13 protein-coding genes are annotated in these 23551 nt (G+C 32.4%); 6 read left to right on the top strand and 7 right to left on the bottom strand.

All coding sequences use genetic code 11. From position 1 onward, the window contains the following. Positions 1-28 precede the first annotated feature (28 nt). The 5 genes from ACYEKI_RS12930 to ACYEKI_RS12910 form a co-directional block, all read right to left on the bottom strand. Positions 29-2191 (bottom strand): M3 family metallopeptidase, encoded by a 2163-nt coding sequence (locus ACYEKI_RS12930; RefSeq protein WP_459211615.1) that lies wholly within the window; start codon positions 2189-2191, stop codon positions 29-31. 308 nt (positions 2192-2499) lie between these two features. Beyond that, on the bottom strand, positions 2500-3618 hold the full coding sequence (dnaN, locus tag ACYEKI_RS12925; protein ID WP_459211614.1) for a DNA polymerase III subunit beta: 1119 nt from the start codon (positions 3616-3618) through the stop codon (positions 2500-2502). A gap of 183 nt (positions 3619-3801) precedes the next feature. Then, entirely contained in the window at positions 3802-6198 is a 2397-nt protein-coding gene (gldG, locus tag ACYEKI_RS12920; protein WP_459211613.1) for a gliding motility-associated ABC transporter substrate-binding protein GldG, read from the bottom strand. Between the two features lie 55 nt (positions 6199-6253). Further along, a complete protein-coding gene (locus tag ACYEKI_RS12915) occupies positions 6254-6550 on the bottom strand; it encodes a putative quinol monooxygenase (protein ID WP_459211612.1) in 297 nt (98 codons plus the stop codon). After that, positions 6547-7386, bottom strand: a complete 840-nt coding sequence (locus ACYEKI_RS12910; RefSeq protein ID WP_459211611.1) for an SAM hydrolase/SAM-dependent halogenase family protein — start codon at positions 7384-7386, stop codon at positions 6547-6549. Before ACYEKI_RS12910 ends, ACYEKI_RS12915 begins: the two co-directional genes overlap by 4 nt. A 120-nt stretch (positions 7387-7506) precedes the next feature. On the opposite strand from ACYEKI_RS12910, the gene ACYEKI_RS12905 reads away from it, so the two are divergent. Both ACYEKI_RS12905 and ACYEKI_RS12900 read left to right on the top strand, forming a co-directional pair. Then, complete coding sequence (locus tag ACYEKI_RS12905; RefSeq protein WP_459211610.1) at positions 7507-8463, top strand: PhoH family protein; 957 nt, start codon at positions 7507-7509, stop codon at positions 8461-8463. Between the two features lie 88 nt (positions 8464-8551). Continuing rightward, positions 8552-9499, top strand: coding sequence for a phosphoribosylaminoimidazolesuccinocarboxamide synthase (locus tag ACYEKI_RS12900; protein WP_459211609.1), 948 nt, complete (start codon positions 8552-8554; stop codon positions 9497-9499). Positions 9500-9636: 137 nt separating this feature from the next. Here ACYEKI_RS12900 and ACYEKI_RS12895 read toward each other — a convergent pair whose 3' ends face one another. Both ACYEKI_RS12895 and ACYEKI_RS12890 read right to left on the bottom strand, forming a co-directional pair. Further along, complete coding sequence (locus tag ACYEKI_RS12895; protein ID WP_459211608.1) at positions 9637-10269, bottom strand: Crp/Fnr family transcriptional regulator; 633 nt, start codon at positions 10267-10269, stop codon at positions 9637-9639. A 179-nt stretch (positions 10270-10448) separates the two neighbouring features. Further along, the gene (locus ACYEKI_RS12890; RefSeq protein WP_459211607.1) at positions 10449-11066 is read right to left on the bottom strand and encodes a Crp/Fnr family transcriptional regulator; all 618 of its coding nucleotides are present in this window, start codon (positions 11064-11066) and stop codon (positions 10449-10451) included. Positions 11067-11804: 738 nt separating this feature from the next. Between ACYEKI_RS12890 and ACYEKI_RS12885 the strand changes: the two genes are divergently transcribed. The 4 genes from ACYEKI_RS12885 to ACYEKI_RS12870 are packed head-to-tail and all read left to right on the top strand — an operon-like array spanning position 11805 to position 23537. After that, on the top strand, positions 11805-12881 hold the full coding sequence (locus ACYEKI_RS12885) for a hypothetical protein (RefSeq protein ID WP_459211606.1): 1077 nt from the start codon (positions 11805-11807) through the stop codon (positions 12879-12881). A 45-nt stretch (positions 12882-12926) separates the two neighbouring features. Further along, positions 12927-14036, top strand: coding sequence for a hypothetical protein (locus tag ACYEKI_RS12880; protein WP_459211605.1), 1110 nt, complete (start codon positions 12927-12929; stop codon positions 14034-14036). Positions 14037-14050: 14 nt separating this feature from the next. After that, entirely contained in the window at positions 14051-14623 is a 573-nt protein-coding gene (locus ACYEKI_RS12875) for a hypothetical protein (RefSeq protein ID WP_459211604.1), read from the top strand. A gap of 13 nt (positions 14624-14636) precedes the next feature. Further along, positions 14637-23537, top strand: a complete 8901-nt coding sequence (locus ACYEKI_RS12870) for a LamG-like jellyroll fold domain-containing protein (protein ID WP_459211603.1) — start codon at positions 14637-14639, stop codon at positions 23535-23537. The last annotated feature ends 14 nt before the right edge of the window (positions 23538-23551 follow it).

Raw genomic sequence — 23551 nt, 5'->3', positions numbered from 1 at the left:
TTATTAATATAAATAGTAAAAAACTTTTTTATTTTTTAGGAACAGGAAAACCTCTATCTCTCATTAAGGCATCAATAGAAGCATCACGTCCTCTAAATTTACGATAAGCTTCAGCAGGATCCATAGCATTTCTAGGTGCAAATAAATATTTTACCAATTTTGCAGCAACATCCTTATCATAAAAACCACCTGGTGCTTCAGCAAAAGCTTCAGAAGCGTCAGAAGTTAATACATCTGCCCACATATAACCATAATAAGCAGTAGCATAACCTTCTCCAGAAAATACATGTCCAAATTGAGGAGTACGGTGACGCATCACTAACTCTTTAGGCATTTTTAAATCAGCAAGTGTTTCTCTTTCAAAAGCATCAACATCTAAATTTGCTGGATCTACAGTATGAATTTTCATATCAATTAAAGCAGAGGCAAGATATTCTGTAGTAGCAAACCCTTGATTAAATGTCGCAGCCTTTTTAATTTTTGCAACTAATGCAGGAGGAATAACCTCTCCTGTGGCTTGGTGTACTAAGAATTGATTAATCACTTTATCTGTAGATAACCAACGCTCTAATAATTGAGATTGGAATTCTGTATAATCTCTTACACCACCATTTAAAGTAGGATATTTTACATTTGAAGAGAAAAAGTGTAAAGCATGTCCAAATTCGTGGAAAAATGTATTTGCATCATCCCAAGAAACTAATACAGGCTCACCAGGAGCAGGCTTAACAAAGTTTGAGTTGTTTGAAGCCAATACCGTTTTTTTACCATCAAAAGTAGTATGACTTCTATAAGTAGTTGCCCATGCACCAGAACGCTTACCTTTTCTTGCAAATGGATCAAGATACCATAAACCAATATGATCTCCAGTAGTTTTGTCTGTTACTTCCCAAACTTTTACATCTTCTTGGAAAACAGGAACACTACCTTCTGGAACAGGTTTAAAATCATAGTTAAATAACTCACCAGCTGTAAAGAATAAAGCTTGAGTTAATTTATCTAATTGTAAATATTGTTTTACTTCGTCAGAATCTAAGTCGTATTTTTTCTTTCTTACTTTTTCTGCATAATAGCGATAATCCCATGGTTCGATGGTAATCTTATCACCATTAGCATCTGCAACAGCTTGCATATCTGCAACCTCTTCTTTTACTCTTGCAATAGCAGCTGGCCATACAGCATTCATAAGATTCATTGCATTTTCTGGAGTTTTTGCCATACGGTTTTGTAGTCTCCAATCTGCATAATTATCATAACCTAATAATCCTACACGTTCTTTACGTAGGCGAAGGATTTCGGCAATGATTTTATTGTTATCATGCTCATCACTATTATCACCACGAGAATAATAAGTTTCCCATACTTTCTTTCTTAAAGCTCTTTCGTCTGAATATGTTAAGAAAGGATCCATAGAAGATCTAGTATTTGTAATAGCATATTGTCCTTCGTGACTTCTGTCTGTAGCAGCTTTGGCAGCAGCTTTAACAAAAGATTCAGGTAAACCGTTTAACTGATCTTTATTAATATATGTTACATAGTTTTCTTCATCGGCTAATACATTGTTTGAGAATTTAGTATATAATGAAGAAAGCTCTTTATTGATAGCTGCATAGCGTGCTTTTTTCTCAGCATCTAATTCGGCACCATTCATAGCAAAACCTTCATAAGTCAACTGTAATACACGTTGTTGATCTGCTGGTAATGGATTTTCTTTTGCAGCGTCATAAACAGCTTTAACACGCTGGAATAACTTTTCGTTTTGCGAAATTTTAGAAGAAAACTCAGAAAGCTTTGGAGCCATTTCTCCTTGAATTTTTCTGAATTCTGGAGAAGACATATTGCTACTCCATATACCATAGTACGTAAAAACTCGATCTAATACACTGCCGGCACGTTCCATAGCAACAATAGTGTTTTCAAATGTAGGAGCTTCTGTATTAGCTGTAATAGCATCAATTTCTTTAAGCTGTAAAGCCATCCCTTTTTCCATAGCGGCTTTAACATTACTAATGTTCATTTTATCAAAAGCCGGAACACCCCCATAAGGACCTGTCCATTCATCTAATAAAACATTAGTGCTAACGTCTTGTTTAGGAGTAGTAGTTTCTTCCACTTTCTCTTTTTTTTGATTACAACTAGCAAATGCGATTAAAACACATAAACTTGCCGACTTTAATCGAGTCGAGATCATTATAAATAGATTTTAAAATTCGAGTTAACAAGGTATTAAAAAATGGAGTAATAGGGAAGAATACAGGCTGTTTTTGGTTTTTTTTAAGAAAAAATATGGAAGAGAATAATCATTAAAACACATCATTTTAAAAGTGTATTTTTTATAATAAACTATAGGAGGGAAGATATATGGATTTAAAATTGTAAATCATAGTTTATGGCACATTATTGATAGTAACATTCGTATAAAATAAGAAAATGAGGCATAAAAAAACTCCGATTATATATTAATCGGAGTTGAAATTATATAAAAAGTATAATTTAATATTAGCTGTTTAACATTACAGGCATTACAAGCATAGTGACTTGTTCTCCTTCATCTAATCCATCAATAGGAGTAAGGATACCTGCACGGTTAGGAAGAGACATCTCAAGTTGAACTTCGTTTGCATTAAGATTATTAAGCATTTCGCTCAAGAAACGAGAGTTAAACCCAATTTGCATATCATCTCCTTGATAATCACAAGTAAGACGTTCTTCTGCTTTGTTTGAGTAATCGATATCTTCTGCAGAAATATTTAATTCAGCACCAGCAATCTTTAAACGAATTTGATGTGTGGTTTTATTAGAGAAGATAGAAACCCTACGTACAGAATTTAAAAACTGTGTACGATCAATAGTTAATTTATTAGGGTTTTCTTTAGGAATTACTGCTTCATAATTAGGGTATTTCCCATCGATTAAACGACAAATCAATTGTGTATTATCAAAAGTAAATTTAGCGTTAGCTTCGTTATATTCGATCAATACTTCAGATTCATTGCCAGAAAGAATACCTTTTAATAAGTTCAAAGGTTTCTTTGGCATAATAAACTCAGCTGTTTGAGAAGCTTTTACATCCTCTCTAGCATATTTTACAAGTTTGTGTGCATCTGTAGCTACAAAAGTTAAACTCTCTGTAGAAAACTGAAAGAACACACCACTCATTACTGGTCGTAAATCATCGTTACCAGAAGCGAAAATGGTTTTGCTAATTGCAGTAGATAAAATATCTCCAGAGATAGTAGTAGAACTAGGATCTTCAAGTTCTACAGCTCTAGGGAATTCTTCTCCATTAGCATATGCAAGTGCATATTTACCGTGATTAGAACTGATTTCGATAGTATTATTTGACTCAATAATAAACGTAAGCGGTTGCTCAGGAAATGTTTTTAAGGTATCCAAAAGTAATTTTGCTGGCACAGCAATCGTTCCTTCATCACCTGATTCTACATCTAATTTTGCCGACATTGTAGTTTCTAGATCTGATGCAGAAACTGTTAATGTGTTATGATTAAGTTCAAATAAGAAATTATCAAGAATAGGTAAGGTGTTACTGTTATTAATTACACCACCTAAAACTTGTAGTTGTTTCAATAAATAAGAACTGGATACTATAAATTTCATCTGTTAATAGTTATCAAGAGTTTACGCAAATATAGCTTTTTTATCCTTAGAATAGGCGATTTCATAGATCACCTCTCTGTTATTTTATTTTTTTGACAAAAATATTTTGTCTTTGTAAATTCTACGAAATATAGGTCGAAAATACCACTTTTGAAAGAAAAACTTGTAATATATCTCTAGTTTTTATTTTACATATTTTCTTTTTCGAAAAGCAAAGAATACAAAACCAAATAATCCTAAAATAACCAAAGGAAGTATAAGGTTGATTAATTGCCATTTAGCACGATTAGCTACGATCTTTTCTACCGATAAGAAAGGTATGATCACCTCTTTACTACGTACACTAATTAAGCCAGTATCGTCTAGTAAATAGTTTACTGTATTTAATAAAAATTCTTTATTACCATATGTAGTAAAAGTATATGGATCGTATCCTAAGGCTAGAGGTTGTCCTTTGCTAATATTATTTTTGATAATATCACCATCAGAGATAAGTACTAATTTAGTTTCGATACTAAGATCTTTTTCTTCATCTAACTTTATAGGCTTTACTCTATTTTTATAAGCAGATTTAAACTTTCCTTCTAGTAAAACAGCTAATGGCTGCGCACCTTTATTGTAACTCTCTAAGTTAGGTTTCTTTCTAATATCGTTGATAGAAAATTGTTTAGGTACTCCATCTAATTTTGTTTTGTCAGAGCTACTTAATAAAATTGTTTTCTTGATATCGTTTTTTAATGTATCGATTTGATTAGAAAACTCGAATTTTACAGCTTCGATATTTTTTACAATTGGAGCAGCGGTGATTGTATTGTTTTTTGCTAATGAAGCATAATACCACGGATATGGAGTAAATTGTGTATTGTTTCCTTGACCAGAGGCTAAAACTAATGGTGCAGAATATAAATCATTAATGATTACAGGATTAATTCGGGCTCCATACGAGAAAAAGGCATCCTTAAGATTTAAATCACGATAAAAAGCTAATGTACTTCCTGTAGGAGAAAATAAACTATCTAACTCCATTGCTACGCTTTCTACCAGATGCAAAGCTTTTCCTCCGTGCATTAGGTGTTGATCAAGTACGTATTTTTCTTTATCACTAAACGCTTGAGTAGGTTTTGCATTGATAATCAAATCATATTGTTTTAAATCCTGAAGCGTTTTCTTAGGGTTGCTTGCTACAGAGTCTAAAGTAAATGCGCCTACAAAATAGTAGTCTTGTAGTGTTTTTACAAAATCAGCTATTTTAATATCAGGTAATTGCCCATTACCTTTAAGCATGGCAATCTTTTTCTTTTTAGGATAAATAAGTTTACTAAAACCATCTGCAAAAGCATATTCTAGTTGTTGTATAGAATTGGTTACACGATCATTTGTTGTAGCACCAATGGTGTTTTTTAGTAAAGGAATTTTTACACTGCGGTTTTGAAAATTTGCTATTGCCCAAGGAATAACAACCTCAGTTTCTTTTTTTCCATTCTCTTGAACACTTACTTCAAGAGGGGTTAGACCATATTGTTGTAATTGATTTAATGTAGCAGCATGATCTTCTTCTCCTTCAAAAGGATCAGTAAAAACATATTTTACATTTGGGTTTAAAGCATTGAATTCTTCAAGTAATTGACGTGTCTCTGCTTGTAAACGTTTAAATTCGGCAGGAAAACTACCTTTTAATAAAACATCAATAATAATAGGAGTATTGACATCTAATATAATATTTTCAGTAGCTTCAGAAACTGTGAAACGTTGATCTTGAGTAAGGTCAAATCGTTTATAAAAGTTGTTTCCTATAATATTAATTAGGAAAACAGCAACTAGAGCGATACCTATATATTGAAAACGGAATTTAGTCGTTTTTTTAGTTAAAAATGTTGTAGTAAGAACAATAAAAAATGCGGTTAAACCTAAAAAATAAAAAACATCTCTAGAATCAATGATTCCGCGATTAATACGTTCGTAATGCAGTTGCATTCCCCATTGTTCAATAATATAATCTAGTTCTCCTAAAAATTGGTAATTAGCTATACCACTAAATCCAAAATAGAAGAAGAAGCACAAAAATGTAGCTACCAAAAAAGCTACAATTTGATTAGGTGTAATTGCCGAAGCAAAAATACCTATAGCAGTATATAAAGCACATAATAATAGTAATCCTATATAAGAACCAAGAGTACTCCCAAGATCAAAATTACCTATAGGATCACCTAATTGTATAATTGTCAGTACATACAGTAAACTAGGAATAAGAGCAATAAAAATAAGGAGGAAAGCTCCAAAATATTTCCCTAAAACTAATTGTAGATGACTAAATGGTTTAACCAATAGTAATTCTAAAGTACCTAATTTACGTTCTTCAGAGATGCTGCGCATAGTTACAGCAGGAATCAAGAATAGTAAAATCCAAGGAGCAACTTGAAAGAATGGAGCGATACTAGCAAATCCAGTATCAAAAATGTTAAACTCACTTTTAAATACCCATAAAAAAAGGCTATTAAGGATTAAAAAAATAGCGATAACGAGATATCCAACAGCCGAAGCAAAAAAGGTAGTAATCTCTTTTCGTATCAATGCTAACATAGTGTGTAATCTTAAAACTTATAATTTAAAAAGTGTTGTTAAAGTAAAATGATAATTACTTTACATGAACTACTTCATGAACACTCCAAGCTTCGGGTTTTTGATTAAATTTACTTTTAGTCTCTGCCCAAACTTCTTTGAATAACGCAGAATGGCGATACTTATTTAATGCTTCTTCAGATTTCCAGTGACTATAAGTGAAAAATTGATGAGAATGATGTTCATCTCTTAATAACTGTAGATGAGTACAACCTTCAAAATGTCTAATCTTTTCTTTTGAGGCATCAAATACAGCTAAGAAATTATCTATTTCTTCGGGAACAAATCCCATTTTTACGATTCTAATAATCATATTATTTCTTCAAAATTAATACTTACAGTATCTCTATATCTTAACCCAAACAAACTAGAAGCACCTCCTACAGTTTTAGGATTACTTTTATATATAGCTAATTCTAAATAACCAGAAGAGTTAAAAACAGCAATCTTCTTTCCGTCTTCTTCACGTTTACTTTTTTCGATATCAAAATTAATAGCACCACTGTAGCTATCATAAATAGCATCAAATACAGCGGTTCTGGCAGTAATTTTAAATGGGCGATCTTGACGAATCTCATCAAATAAACTACGGGTAATATTAGTAATAAGATTACCGTAATTATCAATATAAATAATACTACCTACAATTTGTTTGTTACCAAGATTGACAATAGGTGTAATTCCTTTTATAGTCTTGATAGTAGGGATTTGTTTTCCTATAATTTCCAAAGTACCTCCTCTAGCAATATGACAAGCAACAGTCACAAAAACATCTAGTACAGGGAAATTAGTCTTAACACTTCCAGGTAAATTGATTTCAACAATTTTTTCAGGTTTATACTCAGATGCAATCAATGACATGAGTCCATTATTAGCACAAACAAAGTAATGACCATCTAGAGCAACCGCTATATGTTCGTTTTCTGGATGTAGTTCACTATCAATACCTATAATATGAATACTTCCTTTTGGAAAACTTTTATAAGCGTTCTGGATGATGTATGCCGCTTCAGTAATATGAAATGGCGAAACCTCATGAGAAATGTCAACTACCCTAGCGTCAGGGAGTTCACAATAAATGGCTCCTTTAACAGCAGCAGCAAAATGATCTTTCGTTCCAAAATCTGTTGTTAAGGTAATTATAGACATTTATATGAAATGAATTGAATTGTTGCTATCTTTATAATGTTAAGCAATTAAAAATTATGTAAATTTGTTGAGCAAACTTAGTTAATACTCAAAACAAATCATACTAAAATTTGTATACTTTTGAACGAACTTATAATTGAACTTACCGAAATAAGCCCAAGAGATTTTTTTGGACTTCAAAATACAAACATACAACTGCTCAAAAAATATTTTCCAAAGTTAAAAATAATTGCACGCGGAAGTAAAATAAAAGTGTACGGCGATGAACAAATGCTTGAAGAGTTTGATAAACGATTCAATATGGTTCTAGATCACTTTATGAAATACAATAAATTAGATGAAAATGCTATAGAACGTATTTTAACAAGTGATAGCAAAACTACTTATGATGCGTCTTCAAGTACCAAAGATGAGATTTTGGTTCATGGAGTAGGAGGGAAATTGATCAAAGCGCAAACACCTAATCAACGCAAGTTAGTTGAGTTAATGCATAAAAATGATATGGTATTTGCTATTGGTCCAGCAGGAACAGGTAAAACATATACTGGAGTAGCATTAGCCGTAAAAGCTTTAAAAGAAAAACAAGTAAAGCGAATAATTTTAACAAGACCAGCAGTTGAAGCAGGAGAGAATTTAGGATTTCTTCCTGGAGATATGAAAGAAAAACTAGATCCTTATATGCAGCCACTATACGATGCATTACGAGATATGATCCCAGCAGAAAAACTGGATAGTTTTATAGAAAAAGGAATTATTCAAATTGCTCCTATGGCATTTATGAGAGGTAGAACTCTAGACAATGCGTTTGTAATCTTGGACGAAGCACAAAATACAACCCATGCGCAAATGAAAATGTTTTTAACACGTATGGGACGTAATGCTAAGTTTATGATTACAGGAGATCCAGGACAAGTAGATTTGCCACGTAGAGTGATTTCGGGATTAAAAGAAGCATTACTTGTTTTAAAAGATGTAAAAGGAATAGGAATGATTTTCTTAGATGATAAAGATGTAATACGACATCGATTAGTTAAAAAAGTGATCGAAGCCTATAAAGCGATAGAAAATAGAGATTAACATAAATAAATGAGTGATAGTAGTGTAGTGAAATGATAGCTACTAATACTATCAAAGCTACTGGAGACTACTTTTACAACACAACACAATGAACACTATTACCCAGTCAAATTACAAATTCCCAAATCAAGAATCTGTATACAAAGGAAAAGTAAGAGAGGTCTATGCTATAGCAGATGATCTTTTAATTATGATTGCTACAGATCGATTATCTGCGTTTGATGTAGTGATGCCTAAAGGAATACCTTTTAAAGGACAAATACTGAATCAAATAGCAACGAAAATGATGAAAGCTACAGAAGATTTGGTACCCAATTGGTTAATTGCAACTCCAGACCCTAATGTCGCTATAGGTCATCGCTGTGAACCTTTTAAAGTAGAAATGGTTATACGTGGTTATTTATCTGGACATGCTGCTAGAGAATACAAAGCAGGAAAACGTATGTTATGTGGTGTAGCAATGCCAGAAGGCTTACAGGAAAATGATAAATTTCCTAAACCTATTATAACTCCATCTACAAAGGCAGATAACGGTATGCATGATGAGGATATTTCTAGAGAAGAAATCTTGACACATGGTATTGTATCAGAAGCAGATTATTTAATATTAGAAGACTATACACGAAAACTATTTCAAAGAGGAACAGAAATAGCAGCAGAAAGAGGATTGATATTAGTTGATACCAAATATGAATTTGGGAAAACTAAAGATGGAAAGATTGTATTAATAGACGAAATTCATACTCCGGATTCTTCTCGCTATTTTTATGCAGATGGATATGCAGAGCGTCAGGAAAAAGGAGAAGCTCAAAAACAATTATCCAAAGAGTTTGTTAGACAATGGTTGATTCAAAATGAGTTTCAAGGTAAAGAAGGTCAAGAAATACCAGAAATGAATGAAGCATATATCCAGACAGTATCAGACCGCTATATAGAACTTTACGAGAATATTACAGGAGAGAAGTTTGAGAAATCAGATGTATCGAATATAGAAAGGCGAATAGAAGAAAATGTTTTAACTTTTCTGAAAGCCTAAAGAAAAGAAAAAGAGAGTAGTCAAATTGTATTATTTTGATTACTCTTTTTTGTTTAAAAAAGCCCGTAGTTTCAACCAATTGATTTTAACTAAGGGCTTGTAAAATATTTTTGGAAATGGGAGGGGAAGTTAAGGGGTTAGGCAGATGCTATATGATTTTCTAAGAGAACAATAGATCTTGGCCTGCGTATTACTTTTTGATCATCTTCAAGCTTTTTAATAGCTCTAGTAATCGCTTCTCTAGAAAAGTTTAATTCCATAGCAATTTCGTTATGCGGAATTTTAAGTTCTAAAGATTTTGCATGAATAGATTTTAATTTTAAATAACTATAAAGACGACTTTCAAGAGATTGTCCAATGAACTCTTTAATAGTATTTAAAAGACAAGAATAATTCTTTTGATAACTACTTACAATAATAGTTCTTAATTCAGAATAATCCTTTGACCATTCTAATAATTTATCATTAGGGATAAATAAAAGCGTAGTATCTTTTACAGCAACAGAAGAGTATTGAACAGGATGATCGCTAAAAATATCCATATAGCTTAAGATACATACATCATTATCTTCTATGTGATATAATAAAATTTTTCTGTTTTGATGTTCAATAAATAGTTTAATAACTCCTTCTAAAATAAAAAGACTGTCTTTTTCACTACAACTGTCATTTACTAGAGGTGTTCCAGCAGGGTAAGTTTTGATTGACCCATATTGACCAATAAGATCAATGAGTTCTTGTCTAAAGGGTAGTTTTTCGATAAGTTTCATTGAATAATGTATCAGGTTATTAAGTTTTCGTTTTTGGTTTAATGATAATTATAATATTGATTTTAAATTAGTAAATAAGCTAAATGCTTGGTAATCTTCTACGATGTCTTAATAAAATATAAACATCATAGAAATGAATGAGTGTCTAAATCTAAGTAAAGCAATTGATATAATAAAAATCAAACATTTACCAGTACTATAGAACGAGGTTTTCGAATAACTTTCTTGATGATTTCTAAACGTTTTACTGCTCTAGAAATAGCTTCTCTTGAAAAGTTGAGATCCATAGCAATTTCTGAATGAGGTATTTTTAAATCACTAGTTTTATAATGCCTAGATTTAGTTTTTAAATACTCATATAAACGATCTTCAAGGGTGTTTATAGTTAGATTTTTTAAAGCGTTTCTTAAGTGATAACGATTGTTCTGATAAGAATTTATTAAAGCTAATTTTAAGCACATAAATTGCTCAGACCATTCTATAATTTTTGCATTAGAAACCCATAATAATGTAGAGTCATGTATGGCTTGCATGGAAACTTCGATAGGAGTATTTGTAAAAATATTCATGAAACTAGCGATGCAATTACTCTCATTACATAGGTGATATAATAATAAAGAACTGTTTTCTTGCTCTATAAACACCTTTAATAATCCATTAGTAATAAAAGCAGTTTGATCTTTGTAAGCACCTTGAGAAATAATCATATCTCCTGATTCATATTTTTTTTCAATAGCATGTTGTTTAATAAGTTCTGTCAACTGGGGGTCTAGTTTTAAGAGATCTATGAATTGCATGATTGGTATGTGTTAGATATAAGTTTTTAGAGTTGATTGTTAACAATTTGTGTTAAAACTGACAGGAAACTTACATAATTATCTTTGATTTTTTTATGATTTAAATTAGGAGGAGTGATTGAATTTTACGCTTTTTCCGTAAATGTATAAGAGGTTTATTAATCCCCTAAAACACTAGGGTATTAAGGTTTTTATATTCGTTTTTTTATGGTAATTATTTGTTTGATAATAAGTTAGTGTGGTGTGTTTAAAGTGTTAAGAAAATGTGAATATTGAAAATAAAAGCTGTTAATCAAAAGTTAAGAGTTATGTTATCATAAAGTTAAAACCATATAAAATATGTGGTAAAACCGTAAAAGAAAATACGAATTTATTCCAAATTCTGATAGTATTTAGCCTAATACCATTCGTTACAAGTATAAAAGTGATGTGGATCACATTGTGATTGTTGCAGCATAGTGATACAAATCACTTGGTAGTAAACAAAAGTGTTCGACATTTGGTATCAAATTTAGTAGTACTATGCATAAGCTTTTGAAATACAATAAAAAACTACATCAAACTATCAATTTTATTCATAATAAAAAGAGATTAAAAAAAAGCTATTAAAAGCTTGTTTCTGTTAAAAGAATAAAACCAAGAGTTAAAAAAAACATAAATTTTATTGTAAGTAAAGTTAAAAAGTAAGCGACATAGGCTAGCATAAAAAACAAAGCAAACAAAAAAACAATGAATGAAATGAAAAAGAAAACACTTCAATTAGCAATAGCAGCGTTGGGAATGGGGCTATTTAGTTTAACAACTTACGGACAAGACTTCCATTACATTCAAAACAAAAGAGCAATCATTATTAAATCAAACTCAGATGGATCTGATCATCAAGAGCCTATACTGTTAAATGTAGGTATTCCAGGTGGTGGAGGTGGACATATCACTGCGGTAAGAGCAAAACATAATGAGGTAGTGTTAGAAAAACATACAAAAGTTAATGCTCAAATAAACATGAATCGTAATGCACATGTATCTTCTAATTATTCTATGTATTTAACGCACCTTAGATCAAACGCATCTAATAGTGAAATCATAGGACATAATAAAATTTATGCAGAGAGAGGATTACGTCTTTCAGGTGGTTCAAACAGTCGTTTAGGAGTAGGGATATCAAATCCAGCGACGAGTGTTCATATAAAAGATGGACATTTAAGAGTAGATAGTGGGCAATATCAAAGCTGGGGACATGTAGTATTTCGTCCAGATGTTGATAAAAGTGGAGATGACGTTATTACATTCTTGAATAGTGATAATGTAGAAACAGCTAGAATTCATGATGGACGATTACGATTAAATACTGTAAATGGTGTAGGAAGCGAAATTCACAGTACAGGAGGATTAGTATTAAGACCAGATATCGAGAGAAATGGAGGGGATGATTTTGTATCGTTTAGAAATTCAAATGGAGATGAAAAAACTAGAGTACAAGACGGGACAATAACAACAGATAGAGTAGTATTAAATGTGGGGTCATTTCCTGATTATGTATTTGAAGAGGATTACAATTTAATGCCATTGAATGAAGTAGAAACTTACATTAAAGAAAATAAGCATTTACCTAATGTACCATCTGAAGCAGAAGTGATAGCTAACGGAATGAGTGTAGGGCAAATCAATACAATACTAGTAGAAAAAGTGGAAGAATTGACGTTACATACGATTGATCAAGAGAATAAAATAAAAACGTTATCACAACACTTAGAGCAACAAGATACCTTAATCAAAGAATTGCTAAAAGAAGTGAAAAGCTTGAAAAATAGGTAAGTATTAAAGCACTTAAAATAAACTAATAATAAAAAACAATGAACTATGAAAAACAAAACGATTAAATCCTTAGGATTGCTAGCATTTATGTTAGGAGCTTATTCTACATATGCACAATCTTATGGAGCAGATATTAATCAAAATGATGGTGTAAAAATAAGAGCGAATAACGATAATAGTAGACATCATGAATATATAAGATTCCAAATAGGAGGGGATAATACTATTGCCGAAATGAATGATAATGCATTCATTTTTAACGGTAGAAAAGGAAGCAGTAATATTTATAACCCAGTAGGAACCCATGTAAATTTTCAAAGTAATAGAGGTATCAATTTAACATCAAATGCAGATGCTAATAATGCAAGTGATGAAGACATACAATTTAGAGTAGGGCAAAACGGAACAGTTAAGAATGTTGCAGAAATGAGCTTTAATACCTTTACGGTATCTACAAATTCAAGATTTCAAAATAACCTTTATATAGATGATAATGTGGGAGTAGGAACAACTAGTCCAGCAGAAAAACTTCATGTTCGTGAAGGAAACCTTAGAGTAGATAGTGGAGAATACCAGAGCTGGGGTCCTATAATTTTACATCCAGATGTAGATGATAATGGAGATGATAGAATTTCGTTTAGAAATAGTGGAAATGACGAAACTGGATGGGTTAAAGATGGAGTTTTAAAAATGAATACAGCTGTACGTGTTGGTTCGGGAGCTAGTTACCAAAGTTCTGGAGAATTAGTTTTACAACCAGATTCTGATAATGCAGGAAATGATGATGCAATTTCGTTTAGAAATTCAAATGGAGATGAAAAAACTAGAGTACAAGACGGAACAATAACAACAGATAGAGTAGTATTAAATGTAGGGTCATTTCCTGATTATGTATTTGCTGAAGATTATAACCTGATGCCGTTAAACGAAGTAGCTGCTTATATCAAAGAAAATAAGCATTTACCTAACGTACCTTCTGAAGCAGAAGTAGTAGCTAACGGAATGAATGTAGGACAAATCAATACAATATTAGTTGAAAAAGTAGAAGAACTTACACTACATACAATCAGTCAAGAAAACGAAATTAAGAGTTTAAAGCAAGATATCGAAGTATTAAAATCGGCTTTGAAAGAGCTTATTTCTAAGCAAAAATAAATTCCTAGACACATATGAAAAATAAGATATTTCTGTGCATAGTTTTATGCATGGCAGCCATAGGTATGTCCCAAGCTCAAGATACGCAGTTATTTCGTTTTGTGAGTAAAAGGCTTGATAATAATGGGAATAAGATGGTTTTGCACCACGATTTGAGTTCAAACAAAGCAAATGCAGTAAAAATCTCAAATGAAACTTTTAATGGTAGAGATGGATTTTTACAAGCATTCATACTTAAAAGAACTAGTACAGGTAAAGTATTGATAGCTTCAGCCAAAAAGAAAAATTATTTTCTAAAACGCAAATCTGGAGCAAGCAATAACAGTACAAACGAATTGGTATTTAGTCCAATTACAGATACAAACGACTTAGAATTATTTACATGGGAAATAGGATTTGCAGGAAATAATTCAGATGAAGTTGTAATTCAGGCAGATGGAATTGATAAACATGGCATAGGATTATTCCCTACAGGAGATGCTTACTCGGTAGGTTATAGCACCACTTCGGGTAATCCTATCGGTAATGGAGGTAATATCAGTGATACATATAGATTCACTATTCAACGTGTAACTAATGTATTCTAAAAAAAGAAAATCTATGAAAAATACTATACTTAATATCCTTAATAAGGCACTTATCTGGATAGTGTTTAGTACTGTGATGACTGGTATTGCACAAAGCAATAGACCTGCAGTACTACAGATAAGAGGAGCTAATAATTACACTAGTCATTTTGATACACAAACTAGACTTGATGCAGACCTTATCCAAACTGGAGAAACAGGAAAGGCGACGATAGAATTTTGGGCAAAAGCAGCAAAAGAACCACACGCAGCTAGACCTAGCTATGCGCCATGGACATTGTCAAATTTACTTACAGGTTCAGATGAGTTTAGTGTAGCTGTAAGTGCTTCACACGTAAATGTGACAGTAGGAGAAGCTGTTAATCTTATAGAATTAAATGGACAAGATCAATTATTTAATGATACCTGGCATCATTTTGCTTTAGTATTTAATACAACAGCAAATAATGTACGTGTATATATTGATGGAGTAGAACGTTCATTAATTCAGTATGCTTCAATAGCTCCAGAGTTTTTATACATGACAATCGATCCTCAAGATCAATTATTTGTTGCAGAATATAGAGCATGGAATAAAGCAAGGACTAGAGCACAAATTGAAGAAATGCATTACCGCTCGTTATTTAACGAAACGACTACATCTCTAGAAGGATTTTATAGTCAAGGATTAGTCATTGCATATGTAAATGATGTGTTTGAAGAGGCTGTAGTAGCAAATCTACCAGCATTAGAAAATACGTCATGGAAAAATGCTTTGACAGCTTTAGATAGAGAAGAAATCTCTACAGTAGAAAGTTTTATAACTAGTAACTACGTAGGAGGAAAACGTTTTGCCGAATTACGTAACGATGCAGAACATCCAATTTATGAGTTGGCGGATATCTTATTAGTAGCTTCAGATGGAAATGGATTAGACGCTAGAATTTCTGGTGGACGTAATGGAGTAGAATTGAGATGGCCACATATTAAAGGTGCAATTGCATATAGAATTTTACGTAAAAATGTACAAGAAGTAGGAGAACCTATTGAGATAGAAACAAAATCTGATGTAGCCAATAATATTGTATCAGAATATATACGTGTTTTTGATCAAGATATTTTACCTAATGAGTTATATGAGTATACAGTACAAGCAATCAAAGAAGATAATGTAAGAGGAAACTCAGGTCAAGATGTAGGATTTGTATTTGCAAATGGAGAAGTAAATGGGACAATTAAAACAGCACTTGATGTAGCTACCCAAACAGCATTAGTAGAAGCAATACCAGTTAATGGTGATAATCCAGGAAGCGCATTAGAATTTACAACAGAATCTAGTCCAATTATAATTAATGAAGTAGAAGATTTTCGTAGAGCAAACTATACAGGAATGATAGAATTCTGGTATAAAACACCTGAAACTCCTAGAGCAGATAATACGATTTTTAAATTAGGTGCTGCAGAAATCCATATGGATCAAAACGGAATCAATATTCAATTAGATGATAACGAATATATCGCAGCAACACGAATTATAGAAAGAGATGAAGATGGAAATATAATTGATAAAGATGTAGATAATACTGATTGGCACCATTATGCATTTGTATATGGACCTAACGGAGGAAAAATATATATTGATGGAGGTATTAAACCTACAGGAGCAGAGACAGAGGTAAAGCCTAATGAAACTGTTACAGCACCGTTTACTGTTGATTTAAGGAATACAGCTTCATTTTCATTCAATGAAGAGGTGAATCAAAAATATCAAATAGACGAAATCCGTATTTGGAAAGAAGAACGTACAACTCTAGATATAATCAGATATGCAAATCATATTATAGCTGGTAGAGGAGATCAAGGGCAGGAAGCAGAGAACTTAATGGCGTATTACCGATTAGATCTTGATGATACAAATCGTATTTATAATCAAGCACCGAGTACTAGAGGTAGATTAGTAGGAATAAGTACGTCTGAGTTAACACATTTAGAAGCGTCAGAACAACCTAAGATCACTTATGGAACGTATACAGATAAAGATGGTAGGTATAATTTTGTATCACTTAATTCAGGAAGACAGAATTCTAGTAGTATAGGAAATGCTTTTGAATATAGAATTAGGCCATCAAAACCTAACCATTCTTTTATGCCAGAAGATCGTGTAGTTGATGTGGATAGAGTATTACAACCAAATTCAGTTCAAGCGGATTTTACAGATGTTTCTGCATTACCTATATCAGGTAGAATTGTATATAGAGTTCCAGATACATCAGAAGAAGATGGATATGCAGAATATCCTACATTAATAGGAACAGGTATAGTATTAGACGGAACAGTTGTAAACTCAACTTCTCCAGACGCAAAAGTGACTACAAATAATGATGGAGTTTATGTGATTACAGCTTCACCAGGAAATCATACTATTGGAGTAGCTCCACAAGTAGCAGTAAGCGAGGATGATATCGATTCAAATCAAGATTCTTTAGATAAAACAAGCTTAGATTTTGATGGAGAAACAGGATATGCAGTATCTAGTAAAAGATTAACGATTGATAACACGCAAGCATTTACTTGGTCTGGATTTATTAATCCAGATATAGAAGTAGATTCAAATGTATCAATACCAGCAGTTCAAACTATTTTACAATGGGGAGAGTTAGTTCTTGAGTTACGAGATAATAATAGATTACAAGTTGTACTTAATGGAACAGATACGACTTTATCAACTATAATCGACCCTAATCAAGCAGAATATGACTTTTTTGCATTAACAGTTGATCCTAAAAATACAACAATAGCTTTATATGTAAATGGAGATTATCGATCAGATGTTTTATCGGCAGGGTTAGCTATTGATGATAAAATATACGTAGGAGCAAAGCATACAGATGATCTAGAAAATCCATTAGTGAATTTTTCAAGAGCTAATCTTGATATTTTGGAATATAGAACAGAAGCATATACAGCAGATGAATTGAGAGATATCAGAAGAGGACGTGTAATAGAAAAGGACAAAGAACATTTAAACTTATCTTATACATTTGAACATTTAAGAGGAACTAGAGTACTTAATTTAGCTGTAGACTCAACTACAACAGAAAATTTATTTTTACAGCTTGAAGGTGGAGCATCATTTACAAAATCTACAGTAGCTTATACAAGAGCTTTCAAATTTGAATATAAAGTACTTAATGAAAGATATATCCCTGAAGGGGAAGAAGATAGTGATACTTATGGATTTCCTGTGCTAGAAGCAATTTCAAGTTTAAATTTTGAAAATTTATCAAGAAGATCTTTTATAGGTAATATAGTAGTACCATGTGATAATGGTGTAGGAAAATGGAGTGGGAAAATTGTTCGTACAGATATAGCTTTTCCAGAATTTGAAGTAGAGATTACAGATAATCACTTTAATTTAGATCGTACAATTTTCACAGTAAACGATCTATTACCTGGACAATATAGAGTTGAAATAACAAATGAAAACTCAGGAAGGTTGATACAATCGTCTACGATAGATCTTAGAGAAGCTAATAAAACTTTTGATTTCTCATATAGAAATAAGTTTGAAGTAGTAACAACTTTCTATAATTATACAGCAGAAGATGTAGAGAACGAAGTAGTTTTAACAGATACAGAATTGCAAAATCGTTTAATTAATCCAACATGTGGAGCTGATGAAAGTATTTATAATCTTGAAGCTGGTAAAGGAGTATTAATTTCTGTAGAAGTATTTGAACGTTATGGAGAGAATAAATGTCCTGTAGAGAATGCTAATGTAAATCTTGCAGGAAGTATGATTACAACTAACATCAATTCACATACAAACGAAATAGGAAGAGCAAACTTTGTTGTTAATTTAGGATCTCCAAAATTTGATGGAGATTATTTGAGAAAGTTAAATATAGATGTAGGACATGATGGAAGAAGTAAAAATGAAAATGAGGTTGCATATTTAACTGGGGCACAAAGAGGGAATTCAGATTTTACATTAGTAAGTCCTACTGTTGGATTTATTTTACACGATCCACCAGGAGATGGAAGTTCTTCTACTTTAGAAAGAGGATCAAGTTATTCGTTTAGTAATACTGTAGAAGGAGGAACAGATCTAACAGCAAGTTTTACAGCTACTCCAGCAGGTATTGCTACAGATACGAGAATGGTGACTTTAGTAGTAGCGGCACCACTTGGAGCAGGAACGGCTGTGGGTACTTCAACACAAATAGTAGAAGCAAGTGCTAATCCAGAAATCGGAAGTAATACTAGTGCTACTTATCGTAGAACTACAGGTAATACTTATGGAGTTACATTAAATCAAAGTATAAGTACTCCTACAGCAGATGATTATGTAGGTGAAGATGCAGATGTATTTGTAGGAACCTCACAAGTATTAACGTTTGGTACTGGACGTAACCTTAAGGTTAAAAATTGTATCCCAGATATAGATCGTAATGATACTATAGTAACTGCAGATAAGCATACTCCATTTGTTTTTACAAGACAACAAATCGAAGATGAAATTATTAAAGATTTACAACGTATAGCTATTCGTAAATATGATGAACTTAATGGAACTACTCAAAACATCATAGATGAACGTAATACATTAGATCTTGATGGTACAATTGAAAGTTTTAATATTGATATTGAAGATGAGAATACAGATAAAACGTTAGGAGGATATCTATATGAAATCAATACATGGAAAACAATAGTATCTAGAAGAACTAGAGAAGAAAAAGAAGAGTACTTTAGTAAAGCACCTACGTTCTCAAGTACTACTAAAGATTTAAAAGTAGAAGGAGATGATCGATTAGGAGATGCTGTTACACAACTAGATGGAGAATTATCAGTAAGTTCACTATTAACCGTTACCTATAATATTAATAGAGAAGTAGGAAGTAGTGAACAAAATAGTGGTTCTGTTACAACCGGGATATCAGGTGGATTTAGTACAGAGAATAAAATATTTGGAGTACGATTTTCTTTAAGAACAGAACTTGGTATATCAGGAACTGTTGGAGGTAGTGATGGTACAAATACGTCTAATTCTAGAACAGATAGTTTTACAGTAACAGATGATGATTCTGGAGATCAGATAGATTTTATTACTCGTAGACATCCATTGTATGATACACCGATGTTCTTAACAACTTCAGGACAAAGTTCTTGCCCATTTGAATCAGGAACTGTTCCTCGTCAGGGAGTAGAAATCGAAGTAGACAGAAATGTAGCATATGGTACAGGAGATGAAACATTATTATATAATTTAACATTACGTAATACACAAGTTGCAGCAGATGCTACTCCAAAACGATATATCGTAGCAATGGATGGAGCGTCCAATCCTTTAGGAGCAGTTGTATTATTAAACGAATCTCCAATTTTTGAACCAGCAACATCTTCTCCGTTTGTCTTTGGAACAGATGGAACTTCAGATACAGGAGTTCGTAAAGAGATTACAGCACAGTTACGTATAGGGAAAGGAACAGATGCCCCATCTGATATTTCATATGAAAATATCAAGATTAGAATTTATGCAGAGTGTGAACAAGATGGATTTAATTATGCATCGTATCGTGTAGACGAATATCAAGAAGTAGGAGTAGTACCTTTCCATGAAATAGAAGTTTCAGCACATTTTAGTGGAGCTTGTATAGAAGAGGTTATACCTGATCAACCAGCAGAAGACTGGGTAGTTAATAATACAGATAATGATGAACTTGAATTTAGATTTAGAATCCCAGAAGTAGCTAATGATACAGCTCCAGAAGGATTTACGGTAGATTTAGAGTATGCAATTCAAGGGAATAATACACCTAGAATATTAAAATCTGTATCATTACAAGAATTAAAAGATAATCTTCAAAATGATGGATATATAACATATACTGCAGATGTAGCTTCTTTACCAGATGGAACATATAGTTTTAGAGTAACACCTGTATGTGATGATGGAGGAGCAGGATTACCATCTAGTAGAATGAATCCTACACCATATGTAGAAGGACGAATAGCAAGACAGGCCCCAACTGTAGTAAGTACAAATCCAGTACTAGGAGGTGTTTTAACAGATGGAACAATTTCAGCTACATTTACAAGTGCTATTAATCCTGTGACAGCGACAAGTAGTAATATTTCTCTACGTGGTATATTAGGAGGAACACCTAGAGATTTAATTTCGGCAGAATTTGCAGAAATTAATGATGAAGTTACAATTCCTCATCAACCTCAATTTGATCTTGAAGGTGCATATACTATAGAAATGTGGGTGAATCCATCAAAACGCCCAAGAGGAACTAACGTACCTATTATCAAAAAAGGAGATAACTATAAAATTGAGTTAATGCCTTCAGGTAAAATATTAGTTAATGAAACAGTAATGTCTTCTATAGCGTTACAACCATTTACTTGGACACATATAACAGCGATATATGATGGGGCAAATGCTATTCAAATTTATTTTAATGGAGCATCAGCTGGTTCAGGAGTGTATAATGGATTAACGATAAACGAAATGCCTATTACAATTGCAACACCTGTAAATGGAGATGCATACGTAGGGTTACTTGATGAAGTACGTATCTGGACAGAAGCTAGATCTGTATTAGAGATAGCTTCGAATATGGATAAGCAACTAATAGGAAATGAAACTAACCTTCTTGCATATTATGTTTTTGATAAGAATGCTCCAGAGGGAGAAGATGGCGCGCAAGATGAGGCTATTAGAGACTTTACTGGTAGAGCTACTGGTACAACAGAGAATGGATTGGATTTTGTAATAGGTGAAGAGGTAGCGGCACCATTAGATATTACAAAAATGGTACAAGAATTACAGTTTACTTTATCAGCTTCAGTTAATAATACAGTATTAAATATAGTACCTGTATTAACAAATCAAGAATTAGAAGGAGCTAAACTTACAGCAATGATAAATGACCGTAAGTTAGAAGATCCAGAAGGAAATTTAATTCAAGGAGTATCATGGGATTTCATTATAAATAGAAATACAATTCAATGGAGTCAAAATAACATTCGTGTTGAACAGACTCAAGGAGAATCAACCTTAATTGATACTATTGATTTAGTAAATGAAGAAGGAGGAACAGATATCAGTTATAAATTTGTAAGTCTTCCAGGATGGATTACTGTTGTAGATGGTGCTGATCCAGAAGATACGAATATTATAACAGCAGGAACAACTAATAGAGAATTAGAATTCCAGATTGCACCATATCTTAATGCTGGAATACATACAGCAAATGTTAATATAGAAACATTTAATGCAGACACAGGAGAACGTTTAGGTACAGAAACATTTACAGTTGAGGTAGAAGTAACATGTGCTGCTCCAGACTATTCATTTAATAGTAGAGTCTATTCTGGGAATATGGTAATGACTGGTAAAGTAATTATAGGTGGTATACAATCTGTAGATCCTAGAGATGAAATCGTAGCATATCTTGACGGAGAAATTCGAGGTAGTGCACATGTAGAAAGTAATGGGCTTGTAAACTTATTTGTTTATGGGAAAATTGGTGATACTGGAGCACTGAATTTTAGAGTTTGGGATGCATCAGAATGTGAAGAATATCAAGGGATTATTGAAACGTATAATTTTGAATTAGACGGATTATTAGGAAGCGATTCACCAGTAACAATGACAGTAGGAGAGCAATTAACACGTAGAATTAATATTGTACCAGGTTTCCAAGATGTGAGTTTTAATGTGCGTGATAATGAAACATCATTTGAGTTATCATTAACATCATTAGAAGGGTTAACAGAAGGAGATATGATCTTTGATCGCATCGATAGAACTAAAAAGTTAACAGTGAATACAGATGGTGAATTAGAAGGTAACATTACAGCAATTGATGTAAGAAGAGTATATGAAATTCAATCGGTATCTGCTACAAATAAAACATTGTTAGTGTCAGGTATTCAAGTACCTATAGGAACAGATTTAGAGATAGTAGGAAATAGAGTTATTAACGGAGTGCCTTTCTACCCTAATGAGTTACAACGTATCCGTTTTGCATTACGATCATTAACATCTGAAGATGTAGCCATAAATGACCGTATTCAAAGTAGAGATTTATATGCACAATATACCGAAGAAGGATGGAAAGGTACGTTAACACATCTTACTCCAGGTCAAGGATATATTTATAGATCGAAGAATAATGGTACATTGAATTATAGCGGAATTATAGGAGGATTACCAGACGCTAGTAGTGCGGCAAACCTAAATAAATCAACTGTAAATAATTCAGAAATGACAGCAGCAATGTCATTTAAAGAAAAGGCGAAAACTATAGGATGGGAGATGAATCCTAATGCATATCCATCATTTATGTATGTAAATGGAGTATTAGCATCAAATACTTTAGACGAAAGTCAATCTTATATGATCGCAGCCTTTATCAATGATGAAGTAAGAGGTGTTGCTAAAGCTGAATTTAGTAATGGACAATTCCACTATTATATAGGTATAGGAGGAATAGCAGAAGGAGAAGTAAACTTTAAATTATTTAACGGTGAAGAAATTCTTGAATTAGATAATAAAGAAGCGTTTGTTGCAGATGAAATCTTAGGTAATGATAAGAATCCATATGTATTAAGCTTTACAAAGAATATCACTTCTGCTCCTGCACAATTAGGATTTACGTTATCACAAAACGTACCTAACCCATTAGTAGATCAAACGATGATAACGTATAGTGTACCAGAAGATACATTTGTAGATATTAGTCTATACAATGTATTAGGACAAAAAGTACATACGTTTGTAGCAGAAAAGGTAAAAGGAAATATTAAGCATACAATTGATTGGAATGGAGTAGCAAAAGGTAAAAATTTAACTAGTGGTATTTATTTATACCAAATGACTACACCTACAAAAACATTACAACGCAAACTTGTAATTAAATAGTCTGACCAATTGTT

Origin of the sequence: Aquimarina rhabdastrellae, assembly GCA_947387485.1 — a bacterium.
In the GTDB taxonomy this organism is placed as follows: Bacteria; Bacteroidota; Bacteroidia; order Flavobacteriales; family Flavobacteriaceae; genus Aquimarina.
Note: the sequence above shows the minus strand (reverse complement) of the source record. Positions and strands in the feature narration are given on the sequence as shown.